The following is a 24,107-nucleotide window of genomic DNA, read 5'->3' as shown; positions in this document are numbered from 1 at the left end:
GCCGTACCGTTACGGATTCGGGGCCCTGCCCCGGACCCCGCTGCTCAATCGCCGCAGGGGCTTGGTTGTCGACTCATCGGCCAGATGGTCCGCCGGGCCCTCGTCGCTCACCAAGCGTGCCAGTCGGTTCGGGACGTCGAAGCCGATGAGGACGATCACCACCAGCGTGAGGGCGAACGTCAGGATCGCCAGGGACTGGCCGAGCGACATCCCCGAGGCCAGCTTCGCCCCGAGCACCGGGGCGACGGCGCCGCCCAGCGCCCCCACGTTGTACGTGAAGCCGAGGGACGCCGCGCGCGTCTCGGTCGGGAAGTGGCCCGCGATGTACTTCGGGAGCAGGCCCGAGATGCCCTGCATGCACGCGAGCATGCAGAACAGCAGGATGCCGAGCCCCACCGGGCTGTCCTGGACGGCGAACACCGGGAAGACGAAGGCGATACCGACGACCAGCGTCACCGCGTACGCGCGCCGCGTGCCGAACCGGTCGCCGATGAAGCCCGCCACGACGCAGCCGACCGCCGTTCCGAAGCCCGCCCAGAACAGGGCGTCGGTGACCTCGGAGGGGGAGTAGCCCAGCTCGGTCTTCAGGTACGTCGGCAGCAGCGCCTGCACCGGCCAGCTGTAGAGGAACGCGCAGAACACGGTCACCGTCAGCGCCACGTACAGCAGCCACCGCTTGCGGCCGCCCAACTGGACCGTGAAGGCCAGCAGACAGGCCGCCGCCACCACGGAGAGCAGCGGCACCGCGCCCCCGCCGAGCGGCGTGAACACCGCGAACAGGGCGGCCGTCGCCACGACGGCGAGGACCGTGTTGACCGTCGCGAGGCGGCGCGTGGCGAACAGCGGCCGGAACGGGTTGGGGCGCTGACCGGCGTCGGTGTCGGCGAACCGCTCCTGCCACTCCTCCGCCTCGGGCAGCGCCCGCCGCACCCACAGGGCGATCGCCACGGGGAACAGGCCGATGTAGAACAGCCAGCGCCAGCCGTGGGCGGGCACCACCTGCTCGTACACCTCGGCCGCGAGGACGCCGCCGAGCGAGAAGCCGGAGATCAGGAAGCCGGAGGCGCGGTTGCGCAGCTTCGCGGGCCAGCTCTCCAGGACGTACGTGGCGCTCGCGCTGTACTCACCGGCCATGCCCATGCCGATCAGCAGGCGCGCGGTGAACAGGCTCGTGTAGTCCCACGCGAAGCCGCAGGCGAACGTGCCGACCGAGTAGAGCAGGATCGAGGCGACCATCGCCGCCTTGCGGCCGTACCGGTCGCCGAGCGCGCCGAGGACGGCGCCGCCCAGCCAGCGCGTGATGAACGCGCCGGAGACCAGGCTGGCCTGCTCGACCCCGGACAGGCCGAACTCGTCGCCGATCTCGGTCAGTACGAGGGTGATCAGGACGAAGTCGAAGCCGTCGAGGAAGTAGCCGATCCAGGCGGCGAAGAAGGACTTCCACCGCGTGGGGCCGATCTCCCGGTACCAGGGCTCCCGCACGGCCGCCGTCACAGCAGCCCCGCCTCGACCAGGTGCCGGCGCACGTACGCGAACTCGGCCTCGCCCAGCGGGATCTGCGGCGCTGCCGTCGCGGGGCAGTCGATGACGCCCTGGAGGTGCACGGCGGCCTTGAACGCGCCGAGCGCGGAGGACGAGCCGCCCATGACGGCCGGGTCGCCGGCGTCCGTGATCGAGAAGAGCGCGGCGAGCCGGTTCTGCTCGGCGCGGGCCGCGTCCCAGTCGCCGGCGCGCGCGGCCTCGTAGAGCCGGACATAGCCGTGCGCGTCCACATTGCCCAGGCCCGGGACCACGCCGTCGACGCCCGCCAACAGGGCGCCGTCCACGGTCAGTTCGGCGCCCGTGAACACCGAGAACGCGGGGGCCGTCGCGCGCAGCGGGGCGAGCAGGCGGCGCAGGGAGCCCTCGTCGCCGCTGGAGTCCTTGAGCCCTGCGAGCGTGCCGTCGGCGGCCAGTTCGAGGATCGTGTCGCGGCCGAGCTTGCTGTGCACCGCGACCGGGATGTCGTACGCGAACAGGGGCAGATCGGCGCCGGAGCGGATGCGGCGGAAGTGGTTCGCGATCTCGGCCGGGTGGGTGCGGGTGTAGAACGGCGCGGTCGCCACGAGCGCGTCGGCGCCCGCCTTCACCGCGTCCTGGGCCCGCTCAAGGACCCGGGCCGTGGTCGTCTCGATGACGCCGGCGAGGACCGGGACCCGGCCCGCCGACGCCTCGACGGCGGCCTCCAGGGCGGTGCGGCGCTGGGCGTCCGTGAGGTAGGCGGTCTCGCCGCTGGAGCCCAGCATGAACAGGCCGTGCACCCCGGCGCCGATGAGGTGACCGGCGAGCCGCCGCACCGACGCGACGTCCACCTCCCCCTCGGCGGTGAGCGGGGTGACCAGCGGCGGAACGACGCCCCGGAAGGGGGCGGGGAGCGGGGCTCGGAGAGTCATGGCGGTGGTCTCCAGGGTTAACCGACGGTGTACGGAGATGGGACGTAGGATGTCCTACGTCCTGGAGGTGACAGTGCTCCACCGTCGTGGACACTGTCAAGGGTTCGAAGAGCCCGGCAGATCACGGGAAAGATCACAGGAGGGGCCTGGATGCGAGCGCTGGTCGCGGACGACGCGCAGCAGAAGATCAAGGAATTCATCGTCGAGGGCGGCCTGGGACCCGGCGATCCGCTGCCGACCGAGACCGAGCTGATGGAGCGGTTCGGGGTCAGCCGCAACTCGCTGCGCGAGGCCCTGAAGTCGCTGCAGGCCAAGCACATCGTCGAGATCCGGCGCGGGTTCGGCACGTACGTCGGGTCGATGTCCCTCGAACCGCTGATCGACGGCCTCGCGTTCCGCACCGTCGTCGGGCACCGCAGGGGCGAGGACAGCCTGCTCGAACTGCTGCAGATGCGGGAGGCGCTGGAGGCGGGCCTGATGAGCAGCCTCGTCGGGCGGCTCGGCGAGGCGGAACTCGCCGTGCTCGACGGGCTCGTACAGCGGATGCACGAGGAGGTCGCGGGGGGCGGGGCGATCGACGCCGCGACCGACAGGGAGTTCCATCTCGCGCTGTACGGGCCGCTGGCGAACCGGCTGCTCAGCGAGTTGCTCGACGCGTTCTGGAGCGCCTTTCACCAGTCGCGGGCGCAGGACGTCGGGCAGCCTGCCGACGGCGCGGAGCTGGCCCGGATGCACGGCCGGATCGTCGACGCGGTGCGCGGCGGGGACGCGGAGGCCGCGGAGGCCGCCGTGCATCAGCACTTCGACGACATCCGCGGCCGGTTGAGCAAACGGTGAGCGTCAGGCGGGCCGGTGCCCGTGGTTGGCCTTGCCCTTTTTGATCCGCCACTTGCGCTTGCGCGTCTTCTTCGACATGTCCTGGGTGTCTAGCCGAAGTGGCGGGGTACGTCGAGGGGTCACGCACGTCCGACGGGTGCGAGGACCGCGTCCGTGAGCGCCGCGAGGTCCCCCGGCGCCAGCTCGACCTCGAGCCCGCGGCGGCCCGCCGAGACGCAGATCGTGTCGTGCCCGCCGGCGGAGGAGTCGATGACCGTACGCAGCTTCTTGCGCTGCCCGAGCGGCGAGATGCCACCGCGTACGTACCCGGTCGTGCGTTCCGCGAGCGCCGGATCGGCCATCGTGGCGCGCTTGCCGCCGACCGCCGCCGCGAGCGCCTTCAGGTCGAGCTGCCCCGCCACCGGCACGACGCCGACGACGAGCGCGCCGTCCACGTCCGCGACGAGCGTCTTGAACACCCGGTCCGGGGACACGCCCATCGCCTCCGCGGCCTCCTCGCCGTACGAGGCGTGCGCGGGGTCGTGCTCGTAGGAGTGGACCGTGAAATCGGTGCCGGCGGTGGTGAGGGCGACGGTCGCGGGCGTACCGCCGGACTGGTTCTGCTTCTTGGCCTTCTTCGCCAACGTGCCGTTTCCCTACGTGAGTTGAGTGGACGTCAGTTGAGGCTGGTCGAATTCCGGGTGAGTTCCGTCGCCGGCAGCGAGGGCAGATGGCGGATGATCGCCGTCTCCGCGCGCAGCAGCGTCAGTTCCTCGCGCAGCCGGGACGCCACGTCGTCGGCCTGCAACAGCCGCTGCTTCGTCGGTACGTCGAGGACCGCGGCCGCCGCGACCAGGTACGACACCACCGACGGCTCGTCCGGCAGCTCCGCGCCCGTCGTCAGCGAGCGCTCACGGGCGCCCGCGAGACGCTTCTGGTACGAGCGGAACGCGCGCAGCACGCCCTCCGCGAGGGCGCCCGCCTCCTCGCCGTCCTCCTCGGGCAGCTCCTCCACCTCGGCCGTCAGATACGGGCCCGAGGCGTCGACCGAGTGCAGCTTCACCCGGCGCGTGCCGGTGGCGAGCACCTCGAAGCTGCCGTCCGCGCGCTCTCGGATCGTCGCGGCGTCCGCGATGCAGCCGACGGCGTGGAAGGACGCGATGGGGTCGTCGCCGAAGCCCGCGGCCGGGCCCGCTCCCGCCTCCTTCGTGGTCACCTCGTTCGGCATGCCGGACGCGCTGGGCGCGACCTCGTGGCCGTCGCGGATCGCGACGACCACGAACTGGCGGGGCTCCTCAGAGGTGGACGGTTCGGTGTCGGGCTCCGACGGATCGTCGGGCGACGCCTTCAACAGATCGCGCATCATGGCGCGATAGCGCTCCTCGAACACGTTCAGCGGGAGCACGAGTCCCGGGAACAGCACCGAGTTGAGCGGGAACAGCGGAAGTCGGACGGTGGTCACGTCGGTCAAGCGTAATGGTCGTCGGAGCGGACCGGTCCGCCGCGCAGCGGCATCGCCGCCGCGACTTCAAGGCGGACCTGTCCGCGCAGCTCCATGAAATGGCCCAGCGGGTCGTCCGTGAGCCGGTCCCAGGGGAACGTCGTCGCGTACGGGCCGATGAGCCGCAGCTGCTCGAGAGCGTCCTCCCAGCGTTCGAGTTCGACCAGTACGCAGGTCAGCAGGTTGCGGACCTCGGCGGGCCACGGGTCCGCGGGCTCGTACGAGCGGGAGAGCTCCGCGGCGAGGTCGGCGGCGGCGTCCAGGCGGGCGCGGGGGACGCCGGTGCGCGGGGCGCCGGAGGTCAGATACGCGAGGGCCGCGCGGGCCGGGAGCGCCTGGAGGAGCGAGCCCGGCAGGGCGTCCTGGGCGGCGCGCTCCGCGAAGTCGAAGCACTCCTTGTGCGAGCCGTACCAGGCGGCCGACAGATAGCGCAGGGCCGCGACATGGCAGCCGTAGTGGTGCGGGGAGCGGCGCACCGCCCGCGCCCACAGCTGCTCGAACTCGGTGTGCGGGGCGTTGGTGCCGCGGGCGTGGTCGAGGGCGATGCGCCAGGGGACCGGGTCGCGGGGGTCGGACTCGGCCGCGGCCAGGATCAGCGGGGTGACCTCGCGCAGCAGCTCGGCGTGGGCGGGGGCGGCGAGGGCGCGGGTGACGGCGAGCTCGGCCTTGACCAGGAGCAGGTCGGGGTCGTGCGGCGAGGCCTCCTGCCAGGCCTCGAACCACTCCGGGCGGGCGGCGGCGAACGCGGCGAGGCGCTGTACCGCGCGGTCCCGGTTCTCCCACTCGGCGGCGTCGCGGGTGAGGGCGAGGGCCTTCGCGGCGGGGCCGTGGTCGCCGCGGCCCGCGGCCACGAGGGCGGGGGCGAGGCGGTCGTCCGGGGCGTCGAGAAGCAGCTCCTCGTCCGGGGGGAGGCCGTGGCCCAGGGCGGAGGTGTGGCGGAGCATGCGGGTGGTGCGGATGAGGGCGCGCAGGAAGGGCACGGTGGGATGACGGTCGGGGCGGGCGGAAGGTTGCACGGCGCGGCCCGCTTTTTGCCACGTCGTGGCTGGGCCTCGCGCCCCTGTTGCGCGGCACCGTGGTTCCGGGGCTCTGCCCCGTACCCCGCTCCTCAATCGCCGGAGGGGCTTGAAGTACCAATCGTCGGCGGGGCTTGATCTATTAAGCCCCGCCGGCGATTGAGGCGATCTTTCAAGCCCCTGCGGCGTTTGAGCAGCGGGGTCCGGGGCGGAGCCCCGAGACCGGGGGAGCGGCTCCCGTAAGCAGGCCTAGCTTCTGCGGAGCAGTCTCGTCGCGCCGGCTGCGACCGTTGTCGCCAGGGTCCAGCCCAGGAGGACCAGGATGGCTGAGGCCCATTGCCAGGGGCCGCGGAGCTGCCACGCGGCGGCCTGGCCGAGGTCGATGACGGGGAGGAGCAGGTCCAGGGTGAAGAGGGCCGGGTCCCAGACCGGACCCTCGCCGGGCTTGATGCGGGGGTGCGGCGCCTGGGAGAAGACGACCGCGCTGAGCGCCCAGAGGACCGCCATCCACAGCGCGGCCCGCCCGGGCCGGTACCCGTACGCCACCGTCCAGTCCTGGACGTAGCCCCACACCTTCGCCGCGATCGGCAGCGTCTCGCGGCGCCTGCGCTGCTTGGCGAGCAGCACCTCGCGCGCGTCGGAGTCCTCGCCACTGCCCCGCAGCACCGTCGCCAGACACTCGTACGGCTCCGGGCTGTACTCGGGTGTCGCGGCGGCGAGCCAGTCGAGGCGGCGGGCGAGGGGGAAGGAGCCGGACGGGATGAGGTTCTCGTACTGGAAACCGCCGAGACGGAGCTGGCCGGGGCCCGGCCAGCTGGTCGACTTGTCGACCAGGTTCGTCGTCCGCGCGCCCGACAGCACGATCCGCCCGCGCTCCGGTCTGTCGCAGAGGAAGCGCAGTTCCGGGGTCTGGACGCGGCGCATCGAGACCTCCTGCTCGTTCTCCATCGTGAAGTGCGCCGAGTCCAGGTCGACCGCATCGCCGAACCGGCCGTCGTCGAGCCGCATCCCGCCCACGCATTGGAAGGGCTGCACGCGGGTGCCGCGGGCCGGCGTCCCGCCGCCGTTCTGGAGCGGGCCGCCGAGCGCGGCGGGGCCGAGGTACAGCGTCCGCTCGACCGTCATCTGGGGAGCGTTCAGGGCCCGGCGGCCCCGGCTGTTGCTCAGCCTGGCGCCCCGCAGCGACAGCGAGACGCCCACCGTCGCGCCGCGCAGGCTCAGCTCGCCGTGCGTCTCCAGCAGCTCGGCCTGGAGGTCCTGGCCGACCGTGAGCCCGTCCGCCATGATCGACTTTCCGCGCCGGTCGCTGAACACGACGGCCTGGTTGAGCAGCAGGTCCGTGCCGATGTGCGCGTCCGTGAGCCGGATCCCGTTGTGGAAGCGGCAGCGGGCGAGGTGCAGATCGCCCTCCGTGTGGACGCGCGCGCCCTCCAGGCGGGGCACCGAGCAGTCGATGAGGCGCACCGTCGTGAAGTGTGCCTCCGGGAGGAGCACCTCCTTCTCGAAACGGCAGCCCTTCATCTCCACGTACGGGACGACGTTGCCGCCCGCGAGGTCGAACACGTCCGTGATCTGCACGCCCTGGAGCTTGAGCGAGGAGACCCGGCCGTCGAGGGCGGGCGGTCCCGCGAGCAGCAGCCACGCCACGATGCGCGCCCGCACGCTGCGCTCGGGGCCCCAGGGGTGGCCGCCGTGCGGATCGTCCCGCTCGCTGTTCCCGGTGCGCAGGTCGTAGACGCTTCCGTTGCGGAACGCCTGCCACATCCCGACCTCGGTGGCGGTCAGCTCGTCCGGCACGTCCCCGTTGTCGTTGCCGGTCGTCCCCTCGACCACGCCTGCTCTGCCTCCCCGTGCGACCGCCAGGCCCTGAAGGGCCTGTCTTCAAACTCCCGCCTGCCTGGCGGCGCATGGCACGCACGCTCGCGGCGTTGCCGAAAAGCCCGAGTAGCTCCGCTACTAGGACTTCCCGGCGCCTTGCGATCGCACGCACCATGCGCCGCCAGGCCGCCCTTCGGGCGACGACGGGAGTTTGAAGACAGGCCCTAGACCTGGTTCGTACAACCGTTCATGCCCGCTGTGTGACCGTCTGAACGCCGGTGGTCAGGTCGCCTGCCGCGATATCAGCCACTGATACGGGGCGCCGAGCGTAAACCCGCGTCTGAGAGAATTGTTCTGTGATCTCTCGAATCGATCTGCGCGGCGCCGCCCTCCCCGAGGGCCAGGCCCTGCGCTCGCTGCTGCCCCGAGCCGACTTCGACGTCTCGGCCGCCCTGGAGAAGGTGCGTCCGATCTGCGAGGACGTGCATCATCGCGGCGACGCGGCGCTGATCGAGTACGGGGAGAAATTCGACGGAGTGACGCTGGAATCCGTCCGGGTTCCAGCCGTGGCCATCGCCAAGGCGCTCGCCGACCTCGACCCCGCCGTGCGCGCCGCCCTGGAGGAGTCCATCCGCCGGGCCCGCATCGTCCACCGCGAGCAGCGCCGCGGCAGCCACACGACGCAGGTCGTGCCGGGCGGCTCCGTCACCGAGAAGTGGGTGCCGGTCGAGCGCGTCGGCCTGTACGCGCCGGGCGGCCGGTCCGTCTACCCGTCGTCCGTGATCATGAACGCGGTCCCGGCGCAGGAGGCGGGCGTCGAGTCCGTCGCGCTGGCCTCGCCGCCGCAGAAGGACTTCGGCGGCCTGCCGCACCCGACGATCCTCGCCGCGTGCGCGCTGCTCGGCGTCGACGAGGTGTACGCGGTCGGCGGCGCCCAGGCCGTCGCCATGTACGCGTACGGCACCGAGTCCTGCGCCCCGGCGAACATGGTGACCGGCCCCGGCAACATCTGGGTGGCCGCCGCCAAGCGCTACTTCACGGGACGCATCGGCATCGACGCCGAGGCGGGCCCCACCGAGATCGCGGTCCTGGCCGACTCGACGGCCGACCCGGTGCACGTCGCCTCCGACCTGATCAGCCAGGCCGAGCACGACCCGCTGGCCGCGGCCGTGCTCGTCACGGACTCTCCCGAACTCGCCGAAGCCGTCGAGAAGGAACTCGAACCCCAGGTCGCCGCCACCAAGCACGTCGATGACCGGATCGTGCCCGCCCTCAAGGGGCAGCAGTCCGCGATCGTCCTCGTCGACTCGCTGGACGACGGCCTCAAGGTCGTCGACGCGTACGGGGCCGAGCACCTGGAGATCCAGACCGCCGACGCCTCCGCCGTGGCCCAGCGGGTCAAGAACGCGGGCGCGATCTTCGTCGGCCCGTGGGCGCCCGTCTCCCTCGGTGACTACGCCGCCGGGTCCAACCACGTACTGCCGACGGGCGGCTGTGCCTGCCACTCGTCCGGCCTGTCCGTCCAGTCCTTCCTGCGCGGCATCCACATCGTCGACTACACGAAGGACGCCCTCGCCGAGGTCGCGTCCACCGTGGTGACGCTCGCCGACGCCGAGGACCTGCCGGCGCACGGCGCGGCGATCAAGGCTCGCTTCGAGTGGAAGGTGCCGCAGAGCAAGTGAGCGAGGACCGAGTGACCAAGATCGACGACCTTCCCGTACGCGACGAACTGCGCGGCAAGTCCCCTTACGGCGCGCCCCAGTTGGACGTCGCCGTACGCCTCAACACGAACGAGAACCCGTACCCGCTGCCCGAGCCCCTCGTGCAACGGATCGCCGAGCGCGTCGCGGACGAGGCCCGCCACCTCAACCGCTACCCGGACCGGGACGCGGTCGAGCTGCGCACGGAACTCGCCAAGTACCTGACCCGTACGACCGGCCACGAGGTCACGTATGAGCAGGTGTGGGCGGCCAACGGGTCGAACGAGGTGCTCCAGCAGCTCCTCCAGGCCTTCGGCGGCCCCGGCCGTCTGGCGCTCGGCTTCGAGCCCTCGTACTCGATGCACCCGCTGCTCGCCCGAGGCACCAACACCGGCTGGGTGAGCGCCCCGCGGCGCGAGGACTTCTCGCTCGACGTGCCGGCCGCCGTCGAGGCGATCCGGACGCACAAGCCGCACGTCGTCTTCATCACCAGCCCCAACAACCCCACCGGCAACGCGGTCGCGGCCGAGGACGTCCTCGCGCTGTACGAGGCCGCGGGGCGGGACGCGATCGTCGTCGTCGACGAGGCGTACACCGAGTTCAGCCACGGAACCTCGCTCCTCTCCCTGCTCGACGGCCGCCCGAACCTCGTCATCTCGCGGACGATGTCCAAGGCCTTCGGCGCGGCCGGACTGCGGCTCGGCTACCTCGCCGCCGACCCGGCCGTGGTCGACGCCGTCCAACTGGTGCGCCTGCCCTACCACTTGTCGGCCGTGAACCAGGCGACGGCGCTCGCCGCCCTGGAGTACACCGACACGCTGCTCCAGTACGTGGAGCAGCTGAAGACCGAACGCGACCGTGTCGTCGGGGAGTTGGAAGGGCTCGGCTTCGATGTCACCGTCGCCGACGCCAACTTCATCCAGTTCGGCGTCTTCGATGACCCGCACGCCGTGTGGCAGGCCATCCTCGACCGCGGCGTCCTCATCCGTGACAACGGAGTCCCGGGGCGCCTGCGGGTGACCGTCGGCACCCCCGAAGAGAACGACGCGTTCCTGGACGCGGCACGCGAAGTGAAAAAGGACCGAATGAACAGTCAGGAGCGGGGCGCATGAGCCGCGTAGGACGCGTAGAGCGCACGACCAAGGAGACCTCGGTCCTCGTCGAGATCGACCTCGACGGCACCGGAAAGGTCGATGTCGCCACCGGGGTCGGTTTCTACGACCACATGCTCGACCAGCTCGGCAAGCACGGCCTGTTCGACCTCACGGTGAAGACCGAGGGCGATCTGCACATCGACTCGCACCACACCATCGAGGACACCGCCCTCGCCCTCGGCGCCGCCTTCAAGCAGGCGCTCGGCGACAAGGTCGGCATCTACCGGTTCGGCAACTGCACGGTCCCGCTGGACGAGTCCCTCGCACAGGTGACCGTCGACCTGTCGGGCCGCCCGTACCTCGTGCACACCGAGCCCGAGAAGCTGGCGCCGATGATCGGCGAGTACGACACGACGATGACCCGGCACATCCTGGAGTCCTTCGTCGCGCAGGCCCAGATCGCGCTGCACGTCCACGTCCCGTACGGGCGCAACGCGCACCACATCGTCGAGTGCCAGTTCAAGGCCCTCGCGCGCGCCCTGCGCTACGCGAGCGAGATCGACCCGCGCGCGGCCGCCGCCGGCATCCTTCCCTCCACGAAGGGCGCGCTGTGAGTGGCCTGTCGGCAATTCTGATCTTCGTCGGCCTCTTCCTCGCCGGCGGCGCCTGGTCCTTCTGGAAGCAGAAACTGCCCAAGGGACTCGTGGTGCTGATGGGAATCGGTGCCGCGATGTGCCTCGTCGCCGGAGTCCTGCGGATGGAGTGGCTCTACTGATGTCGGCCGACAAGACCAAGAGCGTCGTCGTCTTCGACTACGGCTTCGGGAACGTGCGCTCCGCCGAGCGCGCCCTCGCCCGCGCGGGCGCCGACGTCGAGATCACCCGCGACTTCGACAGGGCCATGAACGCGGACGGGCTGCTCGTGCCCGGCGTCGGCGCGTTCGCCGCCTGCATGAACGGCCTCAAGGACGCGCGCGGCGACTGGATCGTCGGCCGCCGCCTCGCCGGCGGCCGCCCCGTGATGGGCATCTGCGTCGGCATGCAGATCCTGTTCGCGCGCGGCATCGAGCACGGCGTGGAGGCCGAGGGCCTCGACGAGTGGCCCGGCGTCGTCGAACCGCTCAAGGCCGATGTCGTCCCGCACATGGGCTGGAACACCGTGGACGCGCCGCAGGGCTCCCAGCTGTTCGCGGGCGTCGACACCGACGAGCGCTACTACTTCGTGCACTCGTACGCCGTGCAGAACTGGGAGCTCGAAGTCCACAACCCCTCCATGCGTGCGCCCAAGGTCACCTGGTCCACGCACGGCGGCCCGTTCGTGGCCGCCGTCGAGAACGGCGCGCTGTGGGCGACGCAGTTCCACCCCGAGAAGTCCGGCGACGCCGGAGCGCAGCTGCTGAAGAACTGGATCTCCGTACTGTGACCGTTTCCCAGAGTTCCCCGAGCTCCCGGAGCAACAAGCTCGAACTCCTCCCCGCCGTCGACGTCCGCGACGGGCAGGCCGTCCGTCTCGTGCACGGCGAGTCCGGCAGCGAGACCTCCTACGGCTCCCCGCTGGAGGCGGCCCTCGCCTGGCAGCGCTCCGGCGCCGAGTGGCTGCACCTGGTCGACCTCGACGCCGCGTTCGGCACCGGCGACAACCGCGCGCTGATCCGCGAGGTCGCCGAGGCCATGGACATCAAGGTCGAGCTCTCCGGCGGCATCCGCGACGACGACTCGCTCGCCGCCGCCCTCGCCACCGGCGCCACCCGCGTCAACATCGGCACCGCCGCCCTGGAGGACCCCGAGTGGGTCGCCAAGATCATCGCCGAGCACGGCGACAAGATCGCGGTCGGCCTGGACGTCCGCGGCACGACGCTGCGCGGCCGCGGCTGGACCCGCGACGGCGGCGACCTGTACGAGACCCTGGAGCGCCTCGACTCCGAGGGCTGCTCCCGGTACGTCGTCACGGACATCGCCAAGGACGGCACGCTGCAGGGCCCGAACCTGGAGCTGCTGCGCAGCGTCTGCTCGGCGACGGACCGCCCGGTCGTGGCCTCGGGCGGCGTGTCCTCCCTGGACGACCTGCGCGAGATCGCCTCGCTCGTCCCGCTCGGCGTCGAGGGCTCCATCGTCGGCAAGGCGCTGTACGCCAAGGCGTTCACGCTGGAAGAGGCCCTGGAGGCGGTGTCCGCGACATGACCCTCGCGGTACGCGTCATCCCCTGCCTCGACGTGGACAACGGCCGCGTCGTCAAGGGCGTCAACTTCCAGAACCTGCGCGACGCGGGCGACCCCGTCGAGATGGCGAAGGTCTACGACGCCGAGGGCGCCGACGAGTTGACCTTCCTGGACATCACCGCGTCCTCCGGCAACCGCGAGACCACGTACGACGTGGTGCGCCGCACCGCCGAGCAGGTCTTCATCCCGCTCACGGTCGGCGGCGGCGTGCGCACCGCCGAGGACGTGGACAAGCTGCTGCGCGCCGGCGCGGACAAGGTCGGCGTCAACACCGCCGCCATCGCCCGCCCGGACCTGATCCGCGAGATCGCCGAGCGCTTCGGCCGCCAGGTGCTCGTCCTCTCCGTGGACGCGCGCCGCACCGACTCGGGTTCGTTCGAGGTGACGACGCACGGCGGGCGCAAGTCCGCCGGCATCGACGCCGTCGAATGGGCGCACCAGGCCGCCGAACTGGGCGCGGGCGAGATCCTGCTCAACTCGATGGACGCCGACGGCACCAAGGACGGCTACGACATCGAGATGATCGAGGCCGTCCGTAAGCACGTGTCGGTGCCGGTGATCGCGTCGGGCGGCGCGGGCCGTCTCGACCACTTCCCGCCGGCCGTCGCCGCGGGCGCGGACGCGGTGCTCGCCGCCTCCGTCTTCCACTTCGGCGACCTTCGCATCGGTGAGGTCAAGGACACGCTGCGCGGGGCGGGGCACCCGGTCCGCTGAGGCAGAGCAGTCAACTGCCGCACGAGACCGGTGATTTCGCCGATGCGGATGAGGCGATACCGGCGCCACCGTGGTCGCTGTCAGTGACCACGGCGGCGCCCTCGGGATGGGCTCCGCCCTTCCGAGAGGAACCCGTCATCGTGCAGCAGCACAGAAGTGCGGCGCCCCCCGTGCACGCCGGGCGAGCCGCGAACAAGTTCCGAACCCGCCTCATCCGTACGGGACTTGCCACCCTGCTGGCCCTCGGCGGCCTCGCCACCCAGCAGGCCCTGACCGCCGAGGCGGCAGAGAACCCCTACGAGCGGGGACCCGCCCCGACCGTCTCCAGCATCGAGGCCTCGCGCGGCTCCTACGCCGTCTCGCAGGCCGACGTCTCCTCGCTGAGCGTGAGCGGCTTCGGCGGCGGCACCATCTACTATCCGACGTCGACGGCGGACGGCACGTTCGGCGCGGTCGCGATCTCGCCGGGCTACACGGCGTACCAGTCGTCCATCGCCTGGCTCGGTCCGCGCCTCGCCTCGCAGGGCTTCGTCGTCTTCACCATCGACACCAACACCACGCTCGACCAGCCGGACAGTCGCGGCAAGCAACTCCTTTCCGCGCTCGACTACTTGACGGAGAAGAGTTCGGTGCGCAGCCGCATCGACACCAGTCGGCTCGGCGTCATGGGCCACTCCATGGGCGGCGGCGGAACGCTGGAGGCGGCCAAGAGCCGGCCCTCGCTCCAGGCGGCGATCCCGCTCACCGGCTGGAACCTCGACAAGACCTGGCCCGAGGTCAAGACCCCGACGCTCGTCGTGGGCGCCGACGGCGACACCATCGCGCCGGTGGCCTCGCACTCCGAGCCCTTCTACCAGAGCCTTCCCGGCTCGCTTGACAAGGCGTATCTGGAGCTGCGCGGTGCCACGCACTTCACGCCGAACACGTCCAACACCACGATCGCGAAGTACAGCATTTCGTGGCTGAAGCGCTTCGTCGACAACGACACCCGGTACGAGCAGTTCCTCTGCCCGCTGCCACAGTCGAGCCTGACGATCGCGGAGTACCGGGGCAACTGCCCGCACACGTCGTGACGTTCTGAGATCTGTGTGCCGACACAGCGTTCGCACGCGCCGGTTGGGTTTCTGCCCAACCGGCGTCGCGCATGCGGTGGTTCGACCGTAGTGTGCGGCAAGTGAGCGGAAGATACGTCCTGTTGCTTGCCGCCGCCGCGTACGAGACCGACCCCGAGGGGCCCGGCGTCGACGCGGGGCTCGTGCTGCGGGCGGCCGTGGCCGCAGGGCTCGGCGCGGACGCCCTGGACGCGGCCGAGCGGGCGGGCCTGCGCCGCGGGCCCGACGGCCGGCTTCGACTCCCCGGCCGCCGCAGGCTGTACGAGGCCACGCGGCCGGAACGGCGCAGGGCCGCGCACCGGTTGCTGGCCGCCGCGGCGACGGGGTCGGCGGCGCTGCTGCACCGGCTGCTCGGCGCGGCCTACCCGGACGCGGGGCTCGGCGCGCGGCTCGCGGCGGCCGAAGGCGCGCCGCACGGGGAGCGGGCCACGGCCCTCGCCCACGCGGCCCGGCTCGCCGACGACCCGACGGTCCGCGCCGAGCGCCTGATCGCGGCAGCGAACCACGCCCGCCTCGCGGGCCGCCCGCACCGGGCACGTGAACTCCTGGGCCAGGTGGGCGAGATGGCAAACCCGGACGCGGTACGGGCCTGCGCCGCGTGGGGGTGTGCCGGGGTGGTGCTGGATTCCGTGCGGGGCTGTGCCGCGTCGGTGTCGGATTCCGTACAGGGCTGCGCCAGGCTGGTGCCGGGTTCCGTGCGGGGGTGCGCTGTCGCCGTCCCGGATTCCGTTCGGGGTTGCGCTGGCGCCGTCCCGGATGGTGGGCGAGGTTGCGTCGTGTTCGCCGCGGAGAGGTTGCGTGGCCGGGGTGCCCTGGTCCGTGGGCTTCTCGCGTTGCGTGACGGGCCGGTGGCCGACGCCCGCGAATCCCTTCTGCTCGCGGCCCACCTCTGTGCCGAACCGGCCTCCCTCGAAGCCCGCCTCGGCGCGGCGGAGGCGTCGTGGGCCATGGGCGACGCCGACGGGTATCTGCAGGCGGCAGGGTCGGCCGGGGGCCCGTGGGGTGCCGGGGCCCGGAGCTGCGGCCCGGACGACGCAGCCGCCGGAGACGGTGGCCGGGGGCTTGCGGAGAGCTCCGCCCGCTCCGCCCTCGACTACCGGGTCGGCATGGCCGCGTCGCTGGGGGAGCGGGCCGGGGTGGGACGGGTCGCGTTGCGGCGGGTCGTGGCGCGGTCCGCCGGGGCGCGGGAGCCGGGCGCGCTGCTGCTCGCCGGGGCCGCGGCCCTGGTCGCCGGGGACGTCGACGCGGCCTGCCGCCTGGGCAGCCGTGCCCTCGCCGCCGCGCGGGACCGGGACGCGGGGGCCGAACTGCCGCGCACCCTGGAGCTGTTGGCCTACGGTGAGCTGCGCTCCGGACGGCACGCCCGCGCTCGCGCCCACGCCGAGGAGGGAGTGCGGGCCGCGCTCGCCGCAGGGCAGCGCAACGTCCTCGCGCACCAGCACGCCGTCCTCGCCCTCGTCGCCTCGCTCGACGGCGACGTCCACACCGTCGCCCGGCACGCCGCCGCCGCGCAGGACATCGCGGGCCCGCACGGTCTCGTGCAGGCCGCGACCCTCGCGCAATGGGCCCTGGCCCGCGCCGACCTGGCGCGCGGCGACGCGGCGCGGGCCGCCGCCCGGCTCGGCCCGCTCATCGGCCCCGGACCCCGCTGCGGTCACTTCGCCGTACGGATGCTCGCCGTTCCGTGCTTGGTGGAAGCCGCCGTCCTCGCGGGGCGGCCGGACGGGGCACGAGCCGCGGTCGGCGAGTTCACGGTGTGGGTCGAACGTGGCCACGACCCGCTCGCCCCGGCGCAACTCGCCCGCTGCCAGGCCCTGTTGGCGTGGGACGACCCGCCCACCGCGGAGTCCCGCTTCGACGAGGCGCTCGACCGCCACGAACACGCGGGCGGCGACTTCGAACGGGCCCGCACCCTCGCCCTCTACGGCAAGTGGCTGCGCCGCACCCGCCGCCCGGCACGTGCCCGTGCGCTGCTGCGTGACGCCCTTGTCGCCTTCGAACGGTGCGGCGCCTCGGTCTGGGCCGAGCAGGCGGCCGCCGAGCTGCGGGCCACGGGTGAATCCCCGGACGACGCCGAACCGCCCGGCAGGCTCGCCGAGTTGACGCCGCAACAGCTCCGCATCGCCCGCTGCGTCGCGAAGGGCGACACCAACCGCGAGGTCGCCCGCCGCCTCTCGGTGAGCCCCCGCACGGTGGACCACCACCTGCGCAACGTCTTCGACCGGCTGGGTGTCCGCTCCCGTGTCGAACTGACCCGTCTGGTGGACCGCACGGAGGTGGCGGGACGCCCCTGAATGCCCCCCGCCCCACCCCTTCCCGAAAGTCCCGCCGGACGGGCCTGCTCAATCTCCCCCAGCTAACGCTGGGAGATGCCCCCTGCAGGGGCTGTAAATAGCCCCGCTGGCCCCCGTTCACCTGCACGTTTGTCGCCAGGGCTGGAGACCGACCAGACGGTATGTCATTCTGCGGGCTCGTGAGCCGAGCCGTGGAGGACCGCCATGCCCGCGCATCTCGTACGTCCCCGACCCCACGCACGGGTCGGCGCCGGGTCGGACGCGGTCGCCGTCCTGCGTCGCGCCGCGCGCCCGCTCCTCGGCCAACTCCCGGCGCTCACCGACCGGTTGACGGCCCAGCTGCACGAGCAGGAGCCGGCCTACCGTGCCGTCCTCGAGACCGACCCCGGCGACGTACGCGCCGAGATCCAGCGTTCCCTGCGGCACAGCATCGCCTCGCTGCTCGACCCGGCGCGCAACCGGGACGCCGCCCGCGCCTGCTCCGCCCGGATCGGCGCCGACCGCGCGGCCCGCGGGTTTCCGCTCGACGCCGTGTCGCACGCCTTCCGGCTCGGCGGCGCCCTGGTCTGGCAGGCGCTCGTCGACGAGGTGACCCTGCGCCATCCCGAGGACGCGCACCTGCTGGTCCACCTCGCCGTCGATGTGTGGAATTTCGTCGACGAACACTGCACGCACGTCGCCGCGTCCTACCGGCGCGCCGAGCACGAGCTCACCTGGCGGCGCGAGAACCGGCGCCGGCTCATGGCCGCCGCCCTCCTCGACGGCGCGATCCGCATCGCCGACCTCCCCGACGCCGCCACCGCGCTCGACCTGCCGGAAGGCGGCCGGTACGCGGTGCTGGCCATGGTCGGAGGCGGCCGGGGCGCGCCGCGGCCCACCCTGCCGGGCGCCGTACGGGCCGTGTGGCACACCGCCGCCGGGACCGAACGTGCCATCGTCGACCTCGGGAGGCTGGACACGTCTCAACTCGCCGCCGAGCTACGGGAGTTCTGCCACCACAAGCCCGGCCTGCGCGTCGGCATCAGCCCCGCCGTCGAAGGACTCGCCGCGGTGGGCGGTGCCCGGCGGCTCGCCGAGACCGCGCTGCGCATCTGTCCGGAGGGCGGCGGCACCGTACTCCTGGACGAGCAGTTGCCCGCCGCGCTCGTCGCCGCCGCGCCCGCGCTCGGCCGGATCCTCGCCGACCGCGTGCTCGGCCCGCTGCTCGCCCTGCCGCCGGCCGACCGGACCCTGCTGCTCGACACCCTGACGGCCTGGCTGGACTGCGACGGCTCCGCGCAGCGCGCCGCCACCCGCCTCTACTGCCACCGCAACACCGTCCTGAACCGGCTGCGCCGCTGCGAACAGCTCACGGGGCGCAGCCTCGCCCGCCCCGCCGACCTGGTGGAACTGGGCCTGGCACTGCACGCACACCGCTTCGCGCCCGAAAGGCCGCCTACAGCCCCAGCGCCTTCGTCTCCGTGAGCCGCTCGACCGCCGACTTCTCGCCCTCCATCTCCACGTCCGCCGCCTCCTGCCGGCCGAACGCGAACATCACCAGCTCCGAGGGCGCGCCCGTCACCGTGACCACGGGAGCGCCGCGGTGGGCCACCGCCGTCTGGCCGTCGGGGCGGCGCAGCACCAGGCCGACGGGCGCCTTGCGGCCCATCACCCGCGCCATCCGCTCCAGGCGCGACCACAGGACGTCGGCGAAGACCGGGTCGAGCTCGCGCGGCGTCCAGTCGGGCTGCGCACGGCGCACGTCCTCGGTGTGGACATAGAACTCGATCGCGTTCGACGCCTCGTCGATCTGCTTGAGCGAGAAGGGCGAGAAGCGCGGCGGCCCGGTACGGATCAGCTGGATCAGCTCCTCGTACGGCTTCTCCGCGAACTCGGCCTGCACCCGTTCCAGGCGCGACTCGAGCTGTTTGACGAGGAGGCCGCCCGCGGCGTCCGGGCGGCGCTCGCGCACCACCACGTGCGCCGCGAGGTCCCGGGTGTTCCAGCCCTCACAGAGGGTGGGGGCGTCAGGGCCCGACGCCTCCAACAGATCGGCGAGCAGAAGTCGTTCACGCTTGGCATGGGTCGACATGCCGCCAGCCTACGACCGGCCGCGCCGCACCGGACAGTGGACGTCCGGCACGGCGCGGCACAATGGTCCACATGACCAGCGCGCCCGAACCCAGCAGCAGCCTCGACCCGGCCATCGCCGCCCGCCTCAAGCGGAGCGCCGACGGCCTGGTCCCCGCCATCGCCCAGCAGTACGACACCGGCGAGGTGCTCATGCTCGGCTGGATGGACGACGAGGCGCTGCACCGCACCCTGACCACCGGCCGCTGCACGTACTGGTCGCGCAGCCGCCAGGAGTACTGGGTCAAGGGCGACACCTCAGGGCACTTCCAGCACGTGAAGTCGGTCGCCCTCGACTGCGACGCCGACACCGTGCTCGTGAAGGTCGACCAGGTGGGCGCCGCCTGCCACACCGGCGCCCGCACCTGCTTCGACCGCGACGAACTGCCGGTCAGCGACAGCGCAGCGTGATCTCCTGACGGTCCCGGAGGACGATCCGGGCCGGGTCCCCGGCCACCGGGCTGCCGTCGACCTCGGCCAGGCACGTGGGACGCACGCCCCACTCCGTGAGGAACTGCCCGAGCGTGAAGTCCTGCCACGTGGCCGACTCCACGTGCACGGTGCCACTGGTGTCGTGCGTGTGCAGCGGGCTGAAACGGGGCTTCTTGCCCGAGCGGTCGATGCCGATGTCGGCGGGGACGGTCACCTGACGGCCGCCCGCGTACACGGTGAGGTGCGGGTGGATGTGCATGGTCAGCTTCTCGGAGTCGAGCATCTCCAGGCCCGCGGCCTGGACCCGCGCCTCGACGTCGCGGGGAGCGGGCGCGGCCCAGTCACCGGAGGCGGAGGCGGAGGCGGGCGCGGCGCCGGTCAGCGCGGTCACGGCGACGGCGGCGAGGGCGATCCCGGACAGGGCGTTCACGATGCGGGGGTTTCGGTGGCTCTTGGTCTTCGTCACCGCTCCCTTCTAGCGGGGTGTCGTCCACCCCTCGACCAGGCGCGCGGGGCGTCCCCCCGACGGAAGTAGGCTCCTGCCATGGACCTCGAGACCTTCCGCAAGCTCGCGACCGACCGCCGAGTGATCCCCGTCAGCCGCAAGCTCCTCGCGGACGGTGACACGCCCGTCGGTCTGTACCGCAAGCTCGCCGCCGAGCGGCCCGGCACGTTCCTCCTGGAGTCCGCGGAGAACGGTCGCTCCTGGTCCCGCTACTCGTTCGTCGGCGTGCGCTCGGCGGGGACGCTGACCGAGCGCGACGGGCAGGCCCACTGGCTGGGCACGCCGCCCGTCGGCGTCCCCGTCGACGGCGACCCCCTCGCAGCCCTGCGTGCCACCGTGCAGGCGCTGCACACCCCGCGCTACGAGGGCCTGCCCCCGTTCACCGGCGGCATGGTCGGCTATCTCGGGTACGACATCGTGCGCCGCCTGGAGAAGGTCGGCCCGGGGGAGCGCGACGACCTGAAGCTCCCCGAACTGACGATGCTGCTCACCAGCGACCTCGCCGTGCTCGACCACTGGGACGGGTCGGTTCTGCTGATCGCCAACGCGATCAACCACAACGACCTGGAGACCGGCGTCGACGAGTCCTACGCCGACGCCGTCGCCCGCCTCGACGCCATGGAGGCCGACCTCGCGAAGCCGGTCGAGTCCGCCCCGGCCGCGCTCCCGCCGTCCGAGCTCCCCGAATTCACCGCCCTCTGGGGCGGCAAGCAGTACCAGGACGCCGTCGAGGACATCAAGGAGCGCATCCGGGCGGGCGAGGCCTTCCAGGTCGTACCGTCCCAGCGCTTCGAAACCCCTTGCACCGCAAGCGCGTTGGACGTGTACCGGGTCCTGCGGGCGACCAACCCTTCCCCGTACATGTACCTGTTCCGCTTCGACGGCTTCGACGTCGTGGGTTCGTCTCCCGAGGCTCTCGTCAAGGTCGAGGACGGGCGCGCCATGGTGCACCCGATCGCCGGGACCAGGCCGCGCGGCGCGACCCCGCAGGAGGACCACGACCTCGCCGAGGAGCTGCTCGGCGACCCCAAGGAGCGGGCCGAGCACCTGATGCTCGTCGACCTCGGGCGCAACGACCTGGGGCGAGTCTGCGAGCCCGGCTCCGTCGAGGTCGTCGACTTCATGTCCATCGAGAAGTACAGCCACGTCATGCACATCGTGTCGACGGTGACGGGACAGGTCCGCGAGGAGCACACCGCCTTCGACGTGCTGACCTCCTGCTTCCCGGCCGGCACCCTCTCCGGCGCCCCCAAGCCGCGCGCGCTGCAGATCATCGACGAGCTGGAGCCGTCACGCCGCGGCGTCTACGGCGGCTGCGTCGGCTACCTCGACTTCGCCGGGGACTCGGACACCGCCATCGCCATCCGCACCGCGCTGCTGCGCGAGGGCACCGCGTACGTGCAGGCGGGAGCGGGTGTCGTCGCCGACTCCGACCCGGTCGCAGAGGACACCGAGTGCCGCAACAAGGCGGCGGCGGTACTGCGCGCCGTGCACACCGCGAACCGGATGTGAGGAAGCACGCCCTGTGACGTGACGCACGACTCCGGGCCCCGGCTCACGTAAACCCGTACAGACAGGCGATAGTGGAGTACGTGACTGCTGTACCGCACCCCCGTACCGATGCCGCCGAGTCGGCCGAGTCGGCCGCTTCCTCGTCGAACGGCCGGCGCAGCCTCGCCGTCGCCCTGCTCTGCGGGGCCGCGGGAGCCGCGATCGCGCTGCTCGCCTCCCGGCAGGAGTGGTGCTCGGGCGTCGCCGCCGTCGCCGGCGGCAAGCTGCCGCTGACGGCCAAGGGCAGCGACGTCACGGGCGTCCCGGCGGCCCTCGCCATAGTGGGCCTCGCCGCGCTCGTCGCCGTGTTCGCGGTCCGCAAGGTCGGCCGCGTCCTGGTCGCCGTGCTGCTCGCGCTCAGCGGCGCGGGCGCCGTCGCCGCCGCCGTGCTCGGCGCGGGCGACAGCGCCGCGCTCGACGAGAAGGCGGCGCAGGCCGCGGGTGACGCCTCCGCCACCATCCACGCGCTCAGCAACACCGCATGGCCGTACGTCTCGGCGGTCGGCGGCGCACTCATCCTGATCGCCGGGATCCTCGCCGTGGTCTACGGCGCGGCCTGGCCGTCGATGGGCGGCCGCTACGAGCGCTCCGGCGCCCCGAGGCCGCGCCGCGCCAAGGCCGTGGACCCGGAGCGCCCCGAGGAGCTCTGGAAGGCCCTCGACCGCGGCGAGGACCCGACCGGCGCGTAGAGCAGGGCCTGGCGTCCCGACCCCGCGTGCCGAGCACGGTCGCGCGTACGGGACAATAGATAGGAACGTCGTACGTCATGCGTACGCATAGGCCATTAGCAACGAGGAGCAAGCCATGGCGGACAGCAGCCACGGACACACCCCGGCCGCCTGGACCGGTGTCATCATCGCCTTCATCGGTTTCTGTGTCGCGGGCGCCTTCATGGTGATGAGCAACGTCGCCGGTTTCTGGGTCGGCATGGCCCTGCTGGCGCTCTCCGCGATCGTCGGCGGCGTGATGAGCGCCATGGGCATGGGCAAGCCGAAGCGTGCCGAGCTGCAGCTCAAGTCCGCCGGGGCGGCGCAGCCCGCGGGCTCGGGGGCCTGAGTCCTCCCACATACCCGCGAAAGGGGTGGAGCGGCCGACCGACCGGCCGTCCCGCCCCTTTCGCGTTTTCCGGGGAGCGGTCCCGGCCCCGCGGATGCAGAATTCACGGGTGACCGTGGAGACGACCGACACCGATGCCGATCCCGACCTCGACGCCGTGCCCGCCCGCTTCGGAGCCCTGCGCCGGCTGGCCGTGCCGCTCGGCGTGCTCGGCGGTGTCGCACTCGCCTTCGCCTATGTGGGCGCCGTCGACCCGAATGAACCCGGCCACTACCCGGCCTGCCCGTTCCTCCAGCTCACCGGCGCCTACTGCCCCGGCTGCGGCGGGCTGCGCAGCGCGCACGCGGTGGCGCACGGGGACCTCGGGGGCGCGCTCGGCGCCAATGCCCTCGCCGTCGTCGGCTACGCGCTGTTCGCCGTGGTCTGGACGGTGTGGGCGGTGCGGGCGGCCCGCGGCAGGGCCGTGAGCCTCGCGCTCGGTCGCGTACAGCTGTGGATCGTCGGCGGGGTCGTGCTCGCCTTCACCGTTGTCCGGAACCTGCCGTTCGGTGGCTTCCTAAGCCCTTGATCAACAGTGTTTGTCCAGGTAGTGGGACCGGCGTCAACCGGATGCGGGACCTTCGCCCTTCGACGGATACCATTCACAAAGACCAGATGAACGCCCAGGGGATGCCCGGAAAGGAGTCCGCTCGCGTGAGTGTGCTCGACGAGATCATCGACGGAGTCCGTGCCGACCTTGCGGAGCGGCAGGCGCGCGTCAGCCTCGACGAGCTCAAGGAGCGCGCGGCGCAGGCTCGCCCGGCCAAGGACGGGGTGGCCGCGCTCAAGGGCGACGGCGTCAAGGTGATCTGCGAGGTCAAGCGGTCCAGCCCCTCCAAGGGCGCGCTCGCCGCGATCGCCGACCCGGCAGCCCTCGCGGCCGACTACGAGGCGGGCGGCGCGGCCGTCATCTCCGTGCTCACCGAGCAGCGCCGCTTCGGCGGCTCGCTCGCCGACCTGGAGGCCGTCCGCGCCAAGGTCGACATCCCGATCCTGCGCAAGGACTTCATCGTCACGTCGTACCAGCTGTGGGAGGCCCGCGCGTACGGCGCCGACCTCGCGCTGCTGATCGTCGCGGCTCTGGAGCAGCCCGCCCTGGAGTCCCTCATCGAGCGCGCCGTGTCCATCGGCCTCACGCCGCTCGTCGAGGCGCACGACGAGGACGAGGTGGAGCGGGCGATCGACGCCGGGGCCAAGATCATCGGCATCAACACCCGCAACCTCAAGGACCTTTCGGTCGACCGCGGCACGTTCGAGCGCGTCGCCCCGGACATCCCGGACCACATCGTCAAGGTGGCCGAGTCCGGCGTGCGCGGCCCGCACGACCTGATCGCGTACGCCAACGCGGGGGCGGACGCCGTCCTCGTCGGCGAGTCCCTGGTGACCGGCCGCGACCCGAAGTCCGCCGTCGCCGACCTCGTCGCCGCGGGTGCCCACCCGGCCCTGCGGCACGGACGCTAAACTCACCGCCATGCCCATCGCCTCCCGCCTCGCCCCCGGCTGCCGCCCCCGCGGCTGCCGCGCGCCGGCGAGGCGTGTGCGCGGCCGCCGGGTCCGCTACCACATCGGAGCGGAACCGGGCCAGATCAACGGAATGCGATGGCAGAGCGCCCCTATAAGGGGCGCGGGGAACTGCGCAGAGAACGGGCAACCGTCACCTGCGTGACTCCGCACGCCCCACGGCCTTTAGTGATCACACA

At 72.4% G+C, this 24,107-nt stretch carries 26 protein-coding genes; 18 read left to right on the top strand and 8 right to left on the bottom strand.

The window, feature by feature from the left end:
* Positions 1-9 precede the first annotated feature (9 nt).
* The gene (locus tag ACIRHA_RS24990; protein WP_403849763.1) at positions 10-1,494 is read right to left on the bottom strand and encodes a sialate:H+ symport family MFS transporter; all 1,485 of its coding nucleotides are present in this window, start codon (positions 1,492-1,494) and stop codon (positions 10-12) included.
* Positions 1,491-2,432, bottom strand: coding sequence for a dihydrodipicolinate synthase family protein (locus tag ACIRHA_RS24985; protein ID WP_403849760.1), 942 nt, complete (start codon positions 2,430-2,432; stop codon positions 1,491-1,493). The genes ACIRHA_RS24990 and ACIRHA_RS24985 overlap by 4 nt, the downstream gene beginning before the upstream one ends.
* A 150-nt stretch (positions 2,433-2,582) precedes the next feature.
* On the opposite strand from ACIRHA_RS24985, the gene ACIRHA_RS24980 reads away from it, so the two are divergent.
* A complete protein-coding gene (locus ACIRHA_RS24980) occupies positions 2,583-3,269 on the top strand; it encodes a FadR/GntR family transcriptional regulator (protein ID WP_403849758.1) in 687 nt (228 codons plus the stop codon).
* Between the two features lie 119 nt (positions 3,270-3,388).
* Here the strand turns inward: ACIRHA_RS24980 and ybaK are convergent, their stop codons facing one another.
* From ybaK to ACIRHA_RS24960, 4 genes are all read right to left on the bottom strand, one after another.
* Complete coding sequence (gene ybaK / locus ACIRHA_RS24975) at positions 3,389-3,892, bottom strand: Cys-tRNA(Pro) deacylase (RefSeq protein WP_403849755.1); 504 nt, start codon at positions 3,890-3,892, stop codon at positions 3,389-3,391.
* 32 nt (positions 3,893-3,924) lie between these two features.
* Positions 3,925-4,710, bottom strand: a complete 786-nt coding sequence (locus ACIRHA_RS24970) for an LON peptidase substrate-binding domain-containing protein (RefSeq protein ID WP_403849752.1) — start codon at positions 4,708-4,710, stop codon at positions 3,925-3,927.
* 5 nt (positions 4,711-4,715) lie between these two features.
* Positions 4,716-5,693, bottom strand: a complete 978-nt coding sequence (locus ACIRHA_RS24965; RefSeq protein ID WP_403850158.1) for a hypothetical protein — start codon at positions 5,691-5,693, stop codon at positions 4,716-4,718.
* Between the two features lie 321 nt (positions 5,694-6,014).
* Positions 6,015-7,529 (bottom strand): oxidoreductase, encoded by a 1,515-nt coding sequence (locus tag ACIRHA_RS24960; protein ID WP_403850155.1) that lies wholly within the window; start codon positions 7,527-7,529, stop codon positions 6,015-6,017.
* Positions 7,530-7,939: 410 nt separating this feature from the next.
* On the opposite strand from ACIRHA_RS24960, the gene hisD reads away from it, so the two are divergent.
* The 10 genes from hisD (at position 7,940) to ACIRHA_RS24910 (ending at position 18,179) form a co-directional block, all read left to right on the top strand.
* Positions 7,940-9,265, top strand: a complete 1,326-nt coding sequence (gene hisD, locus ACIRHA_RS24955; protein WP_403849750.1) for a histidinol dehydrogenase — start codon at positions 7,940-7,942, stop codon at positions 9,263-9,265.
* An 11-nt stretch (positions 9,266-9,276) separates the two neighbouring features.
* Complete coding sequence (locus tag ACIRHA_RS24950; protein WP_403850152.1) at positions 9,277-10,395, top strand: histidinol-phosphate transaminase; 1,119 nt, start codon at positions 9,277-9,279, stop codon at positions 10,393-10,395.
* Positions 10,392-10,991, top strand: a complete 600-nt coding sequence (gene hisB / locus ACIRHA_RS24945; RefSeq protein WP_403849747.1) for an imidazoleglycerol-phosphate dehydratase HisB — start codon at positions 10,392-10,394, stop codon at positions 10,989-10,991. The genes ACIRHA_RS24950 and hisB overlap by 4 nt, the downstream gene beginning before the upstream one ends.
* Positions 10,988-11,152, top strand: a complete 165-nt coding sequence (locus tag ACIRHA_RS24940) for a hypothetical protein (RefSeq protein ID WP_403849744.1) — start codon at positions 10,988-10,990, stop codon at positions 11,150-11,152. Before hisB ends, ACIRHA_RS24940 begins: the two co-directional genes overlap by 4 nt.
* Entirely contained in the window at positions 11,152-11,799 is a 648-nt protein-coding gene (gene hisH, locus ACIRHA_RS24935) for an imidazole glycerol phosphate synthase subunit HisH (protein WP_403849741.1), read from the top strand. The genes ACIRHA_RS24940 and hisH overlap by 1 nt, the downstream gene beginning before the upstream one ends.
* Complete coding sequence (priA, locus tag ACIRHA_RS24930) at positions 11,796-12,557, top strand: bifunctional 1-(5-phosphoribosyl)-5-((5-phosphoribosylamino)methylideneamino)imidazole-4-carboxamide isomerase/phosphoribosylanthranilate isomerase PriA (RefSeq protein ID WP_403849738.1); 762 nt, start codon at positions 11,796-11,798, stop codon at positions 12,555-12,557. Before hisH ends, priA begins: the two co-directional genes overlap by 4 nt.
* Complete coding sequence (hisF, locus tag ACIRHA_RS24925) at positions 12,554-13,309, top strand: imidazole glycerol phosphate synthase subunit HisF (RefSeq protein ID WP_403849735.1); 756 nt, start codon at positions 12,554-12,556, stop codon at positions 13,307-13,309. The genes priA and hisF overlap by 4 nt, the downstream gene beginning before the upstream one ends.
* 233 nt (positions 13,310-13,542) lie before the next feature.
* Positions 13,543-14,382 (top strand): alpha/beta hydrolase family protein, encoded by an 840-nt coding sequence (locus tag ACIRHA_RS24920; protein ID WP_403850149.1) that lies wholly within the window; start codon positions 13,543-13,545, stop codon positions 14,380-14,382.
* Between the two features lie 101 nt (positions 14,383-14,483).
* Entirely contained in the window at positions 14,484-16,715 is a 2,232-nt protein-coding gene (locus ACIRHA_RS24915; RefSeq protein WP_403849733.1) for a LuxR C-terminal-related transcriptional regulator, read from the top strand.
* 204 nt (positions 16,716-16,919) lie between these two features.
* Positions 16,920-18,179, top strand: coding sequence for a PucR family transcriptional regulator (locus ACIRHA_RS24910; RefSeq protein WP_403849730.1), 1,260 nt, complete (start codon positions 16,920-16,922; stop codon positions 18,177-18,179).
* Here the strand turns inward: ACIRHA_RS24910 and ACIRHA_RS24905 are convergent.
* Positions 18,151-18,786 (bottom strand): TIGR03085 family metal-binding protein, encoded by a 636-nt coding sequence (locus ACIRHA_RS24905; RefSeq protein ID WP_403849727.1) that lies wholly within the window; start codon positions 18,784-18,786, stop codon positions 18,151-18,153. The genes ACIRHA_RS24910 and ACIRHA_RS24905 overlap by 29 nt on opposite strands.
* A gap of 71 nt (positions 18,787-18,857) precedes the next feature.
* Here ACIRHA_RS24905 and hisI point away from each other — a divergent pair, with 71 nt between their 5' ends.
* The gene (hisI, locus tag ACIRHA_RS24900) at positions 18,858-19,235 is read left to right on the top strand and encodes a phosphoribosyl-AMP cyclohydrolase (RefSeq protein WP_403849725.1); all 378 of its coding nucleotides are present in this window, start codon (positions 18,858-18,860) and stop codon (positions 19,233-19,235) included.
* Here hisI and ACIRHA_RS24895 read toward each other — a convergent pair.
* A complete protein-coding gene (locus ACIRHA_RS24895; protein ID WP_403849722.1) occupies positions 19,216-19,722 on the bottom strand; it encodes a hypothetical protein in 507 nt (168 codons plus the stop codon). The two genes, hisI and ACIRHA_RS24895, sit on opposite strands and share 20 nt — an antisense overlap.
* A gap of 78 nt (positions 19,723-19,800) precedes the next feature.
* Between ACIRHA_RS24895 and ACIRHA_RS24890 the strand changes: the two genes are divergently transcribed.
* The 6 genes from ACIRHA_RS24890 to trpM all read left to right on the top strand — a co-directional run bounded on the left by ACIRHA_RS24890 (position 19,801) and on the right by trpM (position 24,073).
* Positions 19,801-21,273 (top strand): anthranilate synthase component I, encoded by a 1,473-nt coding sequence (locus ACIRHA_RS24890; protein ID WP_403849719.1) that lies wholly within the window; start codon positions 19,801-19,803, stop codon positions 21,271-21,273.
* A gap of 71 nt (positions 21,274-21,344) precedes the next feature.
* A complete protein-coding gene (locus ACIRHA_RS24885) occupies positions 21,345-22,001 on the top strand; it encodes a TIGR02234 family membrane protein (RefSeq protein WP_403849716.1) in 657 nt (218 codons plus the stop codon).
* 115 nt (positions 22,002-22,116) lie between these two features.
* Entirely contained in the window at positions 22,117-22,368 is a 252-nt protein-coding gene (locus tag ACIRHA_RS24880; protein ID WP_403849713.1) for an HGxxPAAW family protein, read from the top strand.
* A gap of 94 nt (positions 22,369-22,462) precedes the next feature.
* The gene (locus ACIRHA_RS24875) at positions 22,463-22,936 is read left to right on the top strand and encodes a DUF2752 domain-containing protein (protein ID WP_403849710.1); all 474 of its coding nucleotides are present in this window, start codon (positions 22,463-22,465) and stop codon (positions 22,934-22,936) included.
* A 125-nt stretch (positions 22,937-23,061) separates the two neighbouring features.
* Complete coding sequence (trpC, locus tag ACIRHA_RS24870) at positions 23,062-23,868, top strand: indole-3-glycerol phosphate synthase TrpC (RefSeq protein WP_403849707.1); 807 nt, start codon at positions 23,062-23,064, stop codon at positions 23,866-23,868.
* A 10-nt stretch (positions 23,869-23,878) separates the two neighbouring features.
* Positions 23,879-24,073 (top strand): tryptophan biosynthesis modulator TrpM, encoded by a 195-nt coding sequence (gene trpM, locus ACIRHA_RS24865; RefSeq protein ID WP_403849704.1) that lies wholly within the window; start codon positions 23,879-23,881, stop codon positions 24,071-24,073.
* Positions 24,074-24,107: the final 34 nt, after the last annotated feature.

Origin of the sequence: Streptomyces sp. NPDC102360 (genome assembly GCF_044766085.1) — a bacterium.
GTDB lineage: Bacteria > Actinomycetota > Actinomycetes > Streptomycetales > Streptomycetaceae > Streptomyces.
The sequence above is the reverse complement of the archived record's forward strand: the minus strand, read 5'-3'. Positions and strand labels throughout refer to the sequence as shown.

Excerpts from the sequence above, each read along its gene's own strand:
- ACIRHA_RS24905 (WP_403849727.1), bottom strand. The coding sequence starts at position 18,786 with ATGTCGACCCATGCCAAGCGTGAACGACTTCTGCTCGCCGATCTGTTG.
- ACIRHA_RS24985 (WP_403849760.1), bottom strand. The coding sequence starts at position 2,432 with ATGACTCTCCGAGCCCCGCTCCCCGCCCCCTTCCGGGGCGTCGTTCCG.
- ACIRHA_RS24875 (WP_403849710.1), top strand. The coding sequence starts at position 22,463 with ATGCAGAATTCACGGGTGACCGTGGAGACGACCGACACCGATGCCGAT.
- trpM (WP_403849704.1), top strand. The coding sequence starts at position 23,879 with ATGCCCATCGCCTCCCGCCTCGCCCCCGGCTGCCGCCCCCGCGGCTGC.
- hisH (WP_403849741.1), top strand. The coding sequence starts at position 11,152 with ATGTCGGCCGACAAGACCAAGAGCGTCGTCGTCTTCGACTACGGCTTC.
- hisB (WP_403849747.1), top strand. The coding sequence starts at position 10,392 with ATGAGCCGCGTAGGACGCGTAGAGCGCACGACCAAGGAGACCTCGGTC.
- ACIRHA_RS24980 (WP_403849758.1), top strand. The coding sequence starts at position 2,583 with ATGCGAGCGCTGGTCGCGGACGACGCGCAGCAGAAGATCAAGGAATTC.
- ACIRHA_RS24910 (WP_403849730.1), top strand. The coding sequence starts at position 16,920 with ATGCCCGCGCATCTCGTACGTCCCCGACCCCACGCACGGGTCGGCGCC.
- ACIRHA_RS24960 (WP_403850155.1), bottom strand. The coding sequence starts at position 7,529 with ATGTGGCAGGCGTTCCGCAACGGAAGCGTCTACGACCTGCGCACCGGG.
- ACIRHA_RS24965 (WP_403850158.1), bottom strand. The coding sequence starts at position 5,693 with ATGCTCCGCCACACCTCCGCCCTGGGCCACGGCCTCCCCCCGGACGAG.
- ACIRHA_RS24880 (WP_403849713.1), top strand. The coding sequence starts at position 22,117 with ATGGCGGACAGCAGCCACGGACACACCCCGGCCGCCTGGACCGGTGTC.
- ACIRHA_RS24890 (WP_403849719.1), top strand. The coding sequence starts at position 19,801 with ATGGACCTCGAGACCTTCCGCAAGCTCGCGACCGACCGCCGAGTGATC.
- hisI (WP_403849725.1), top strand. The coding sequence starts at position 18,858 with ATGACCAGCGCGCCCGAACCCAGCAGCAGCCTCGACCCGGCCATCGCC.
- hisF (WP_403849735.1), top strand. The coding sequence starts at position 12,554 with ATGACCCTCGCGGTACGCGTCATCCCCTGCCTCGACGTGGACAACGGC.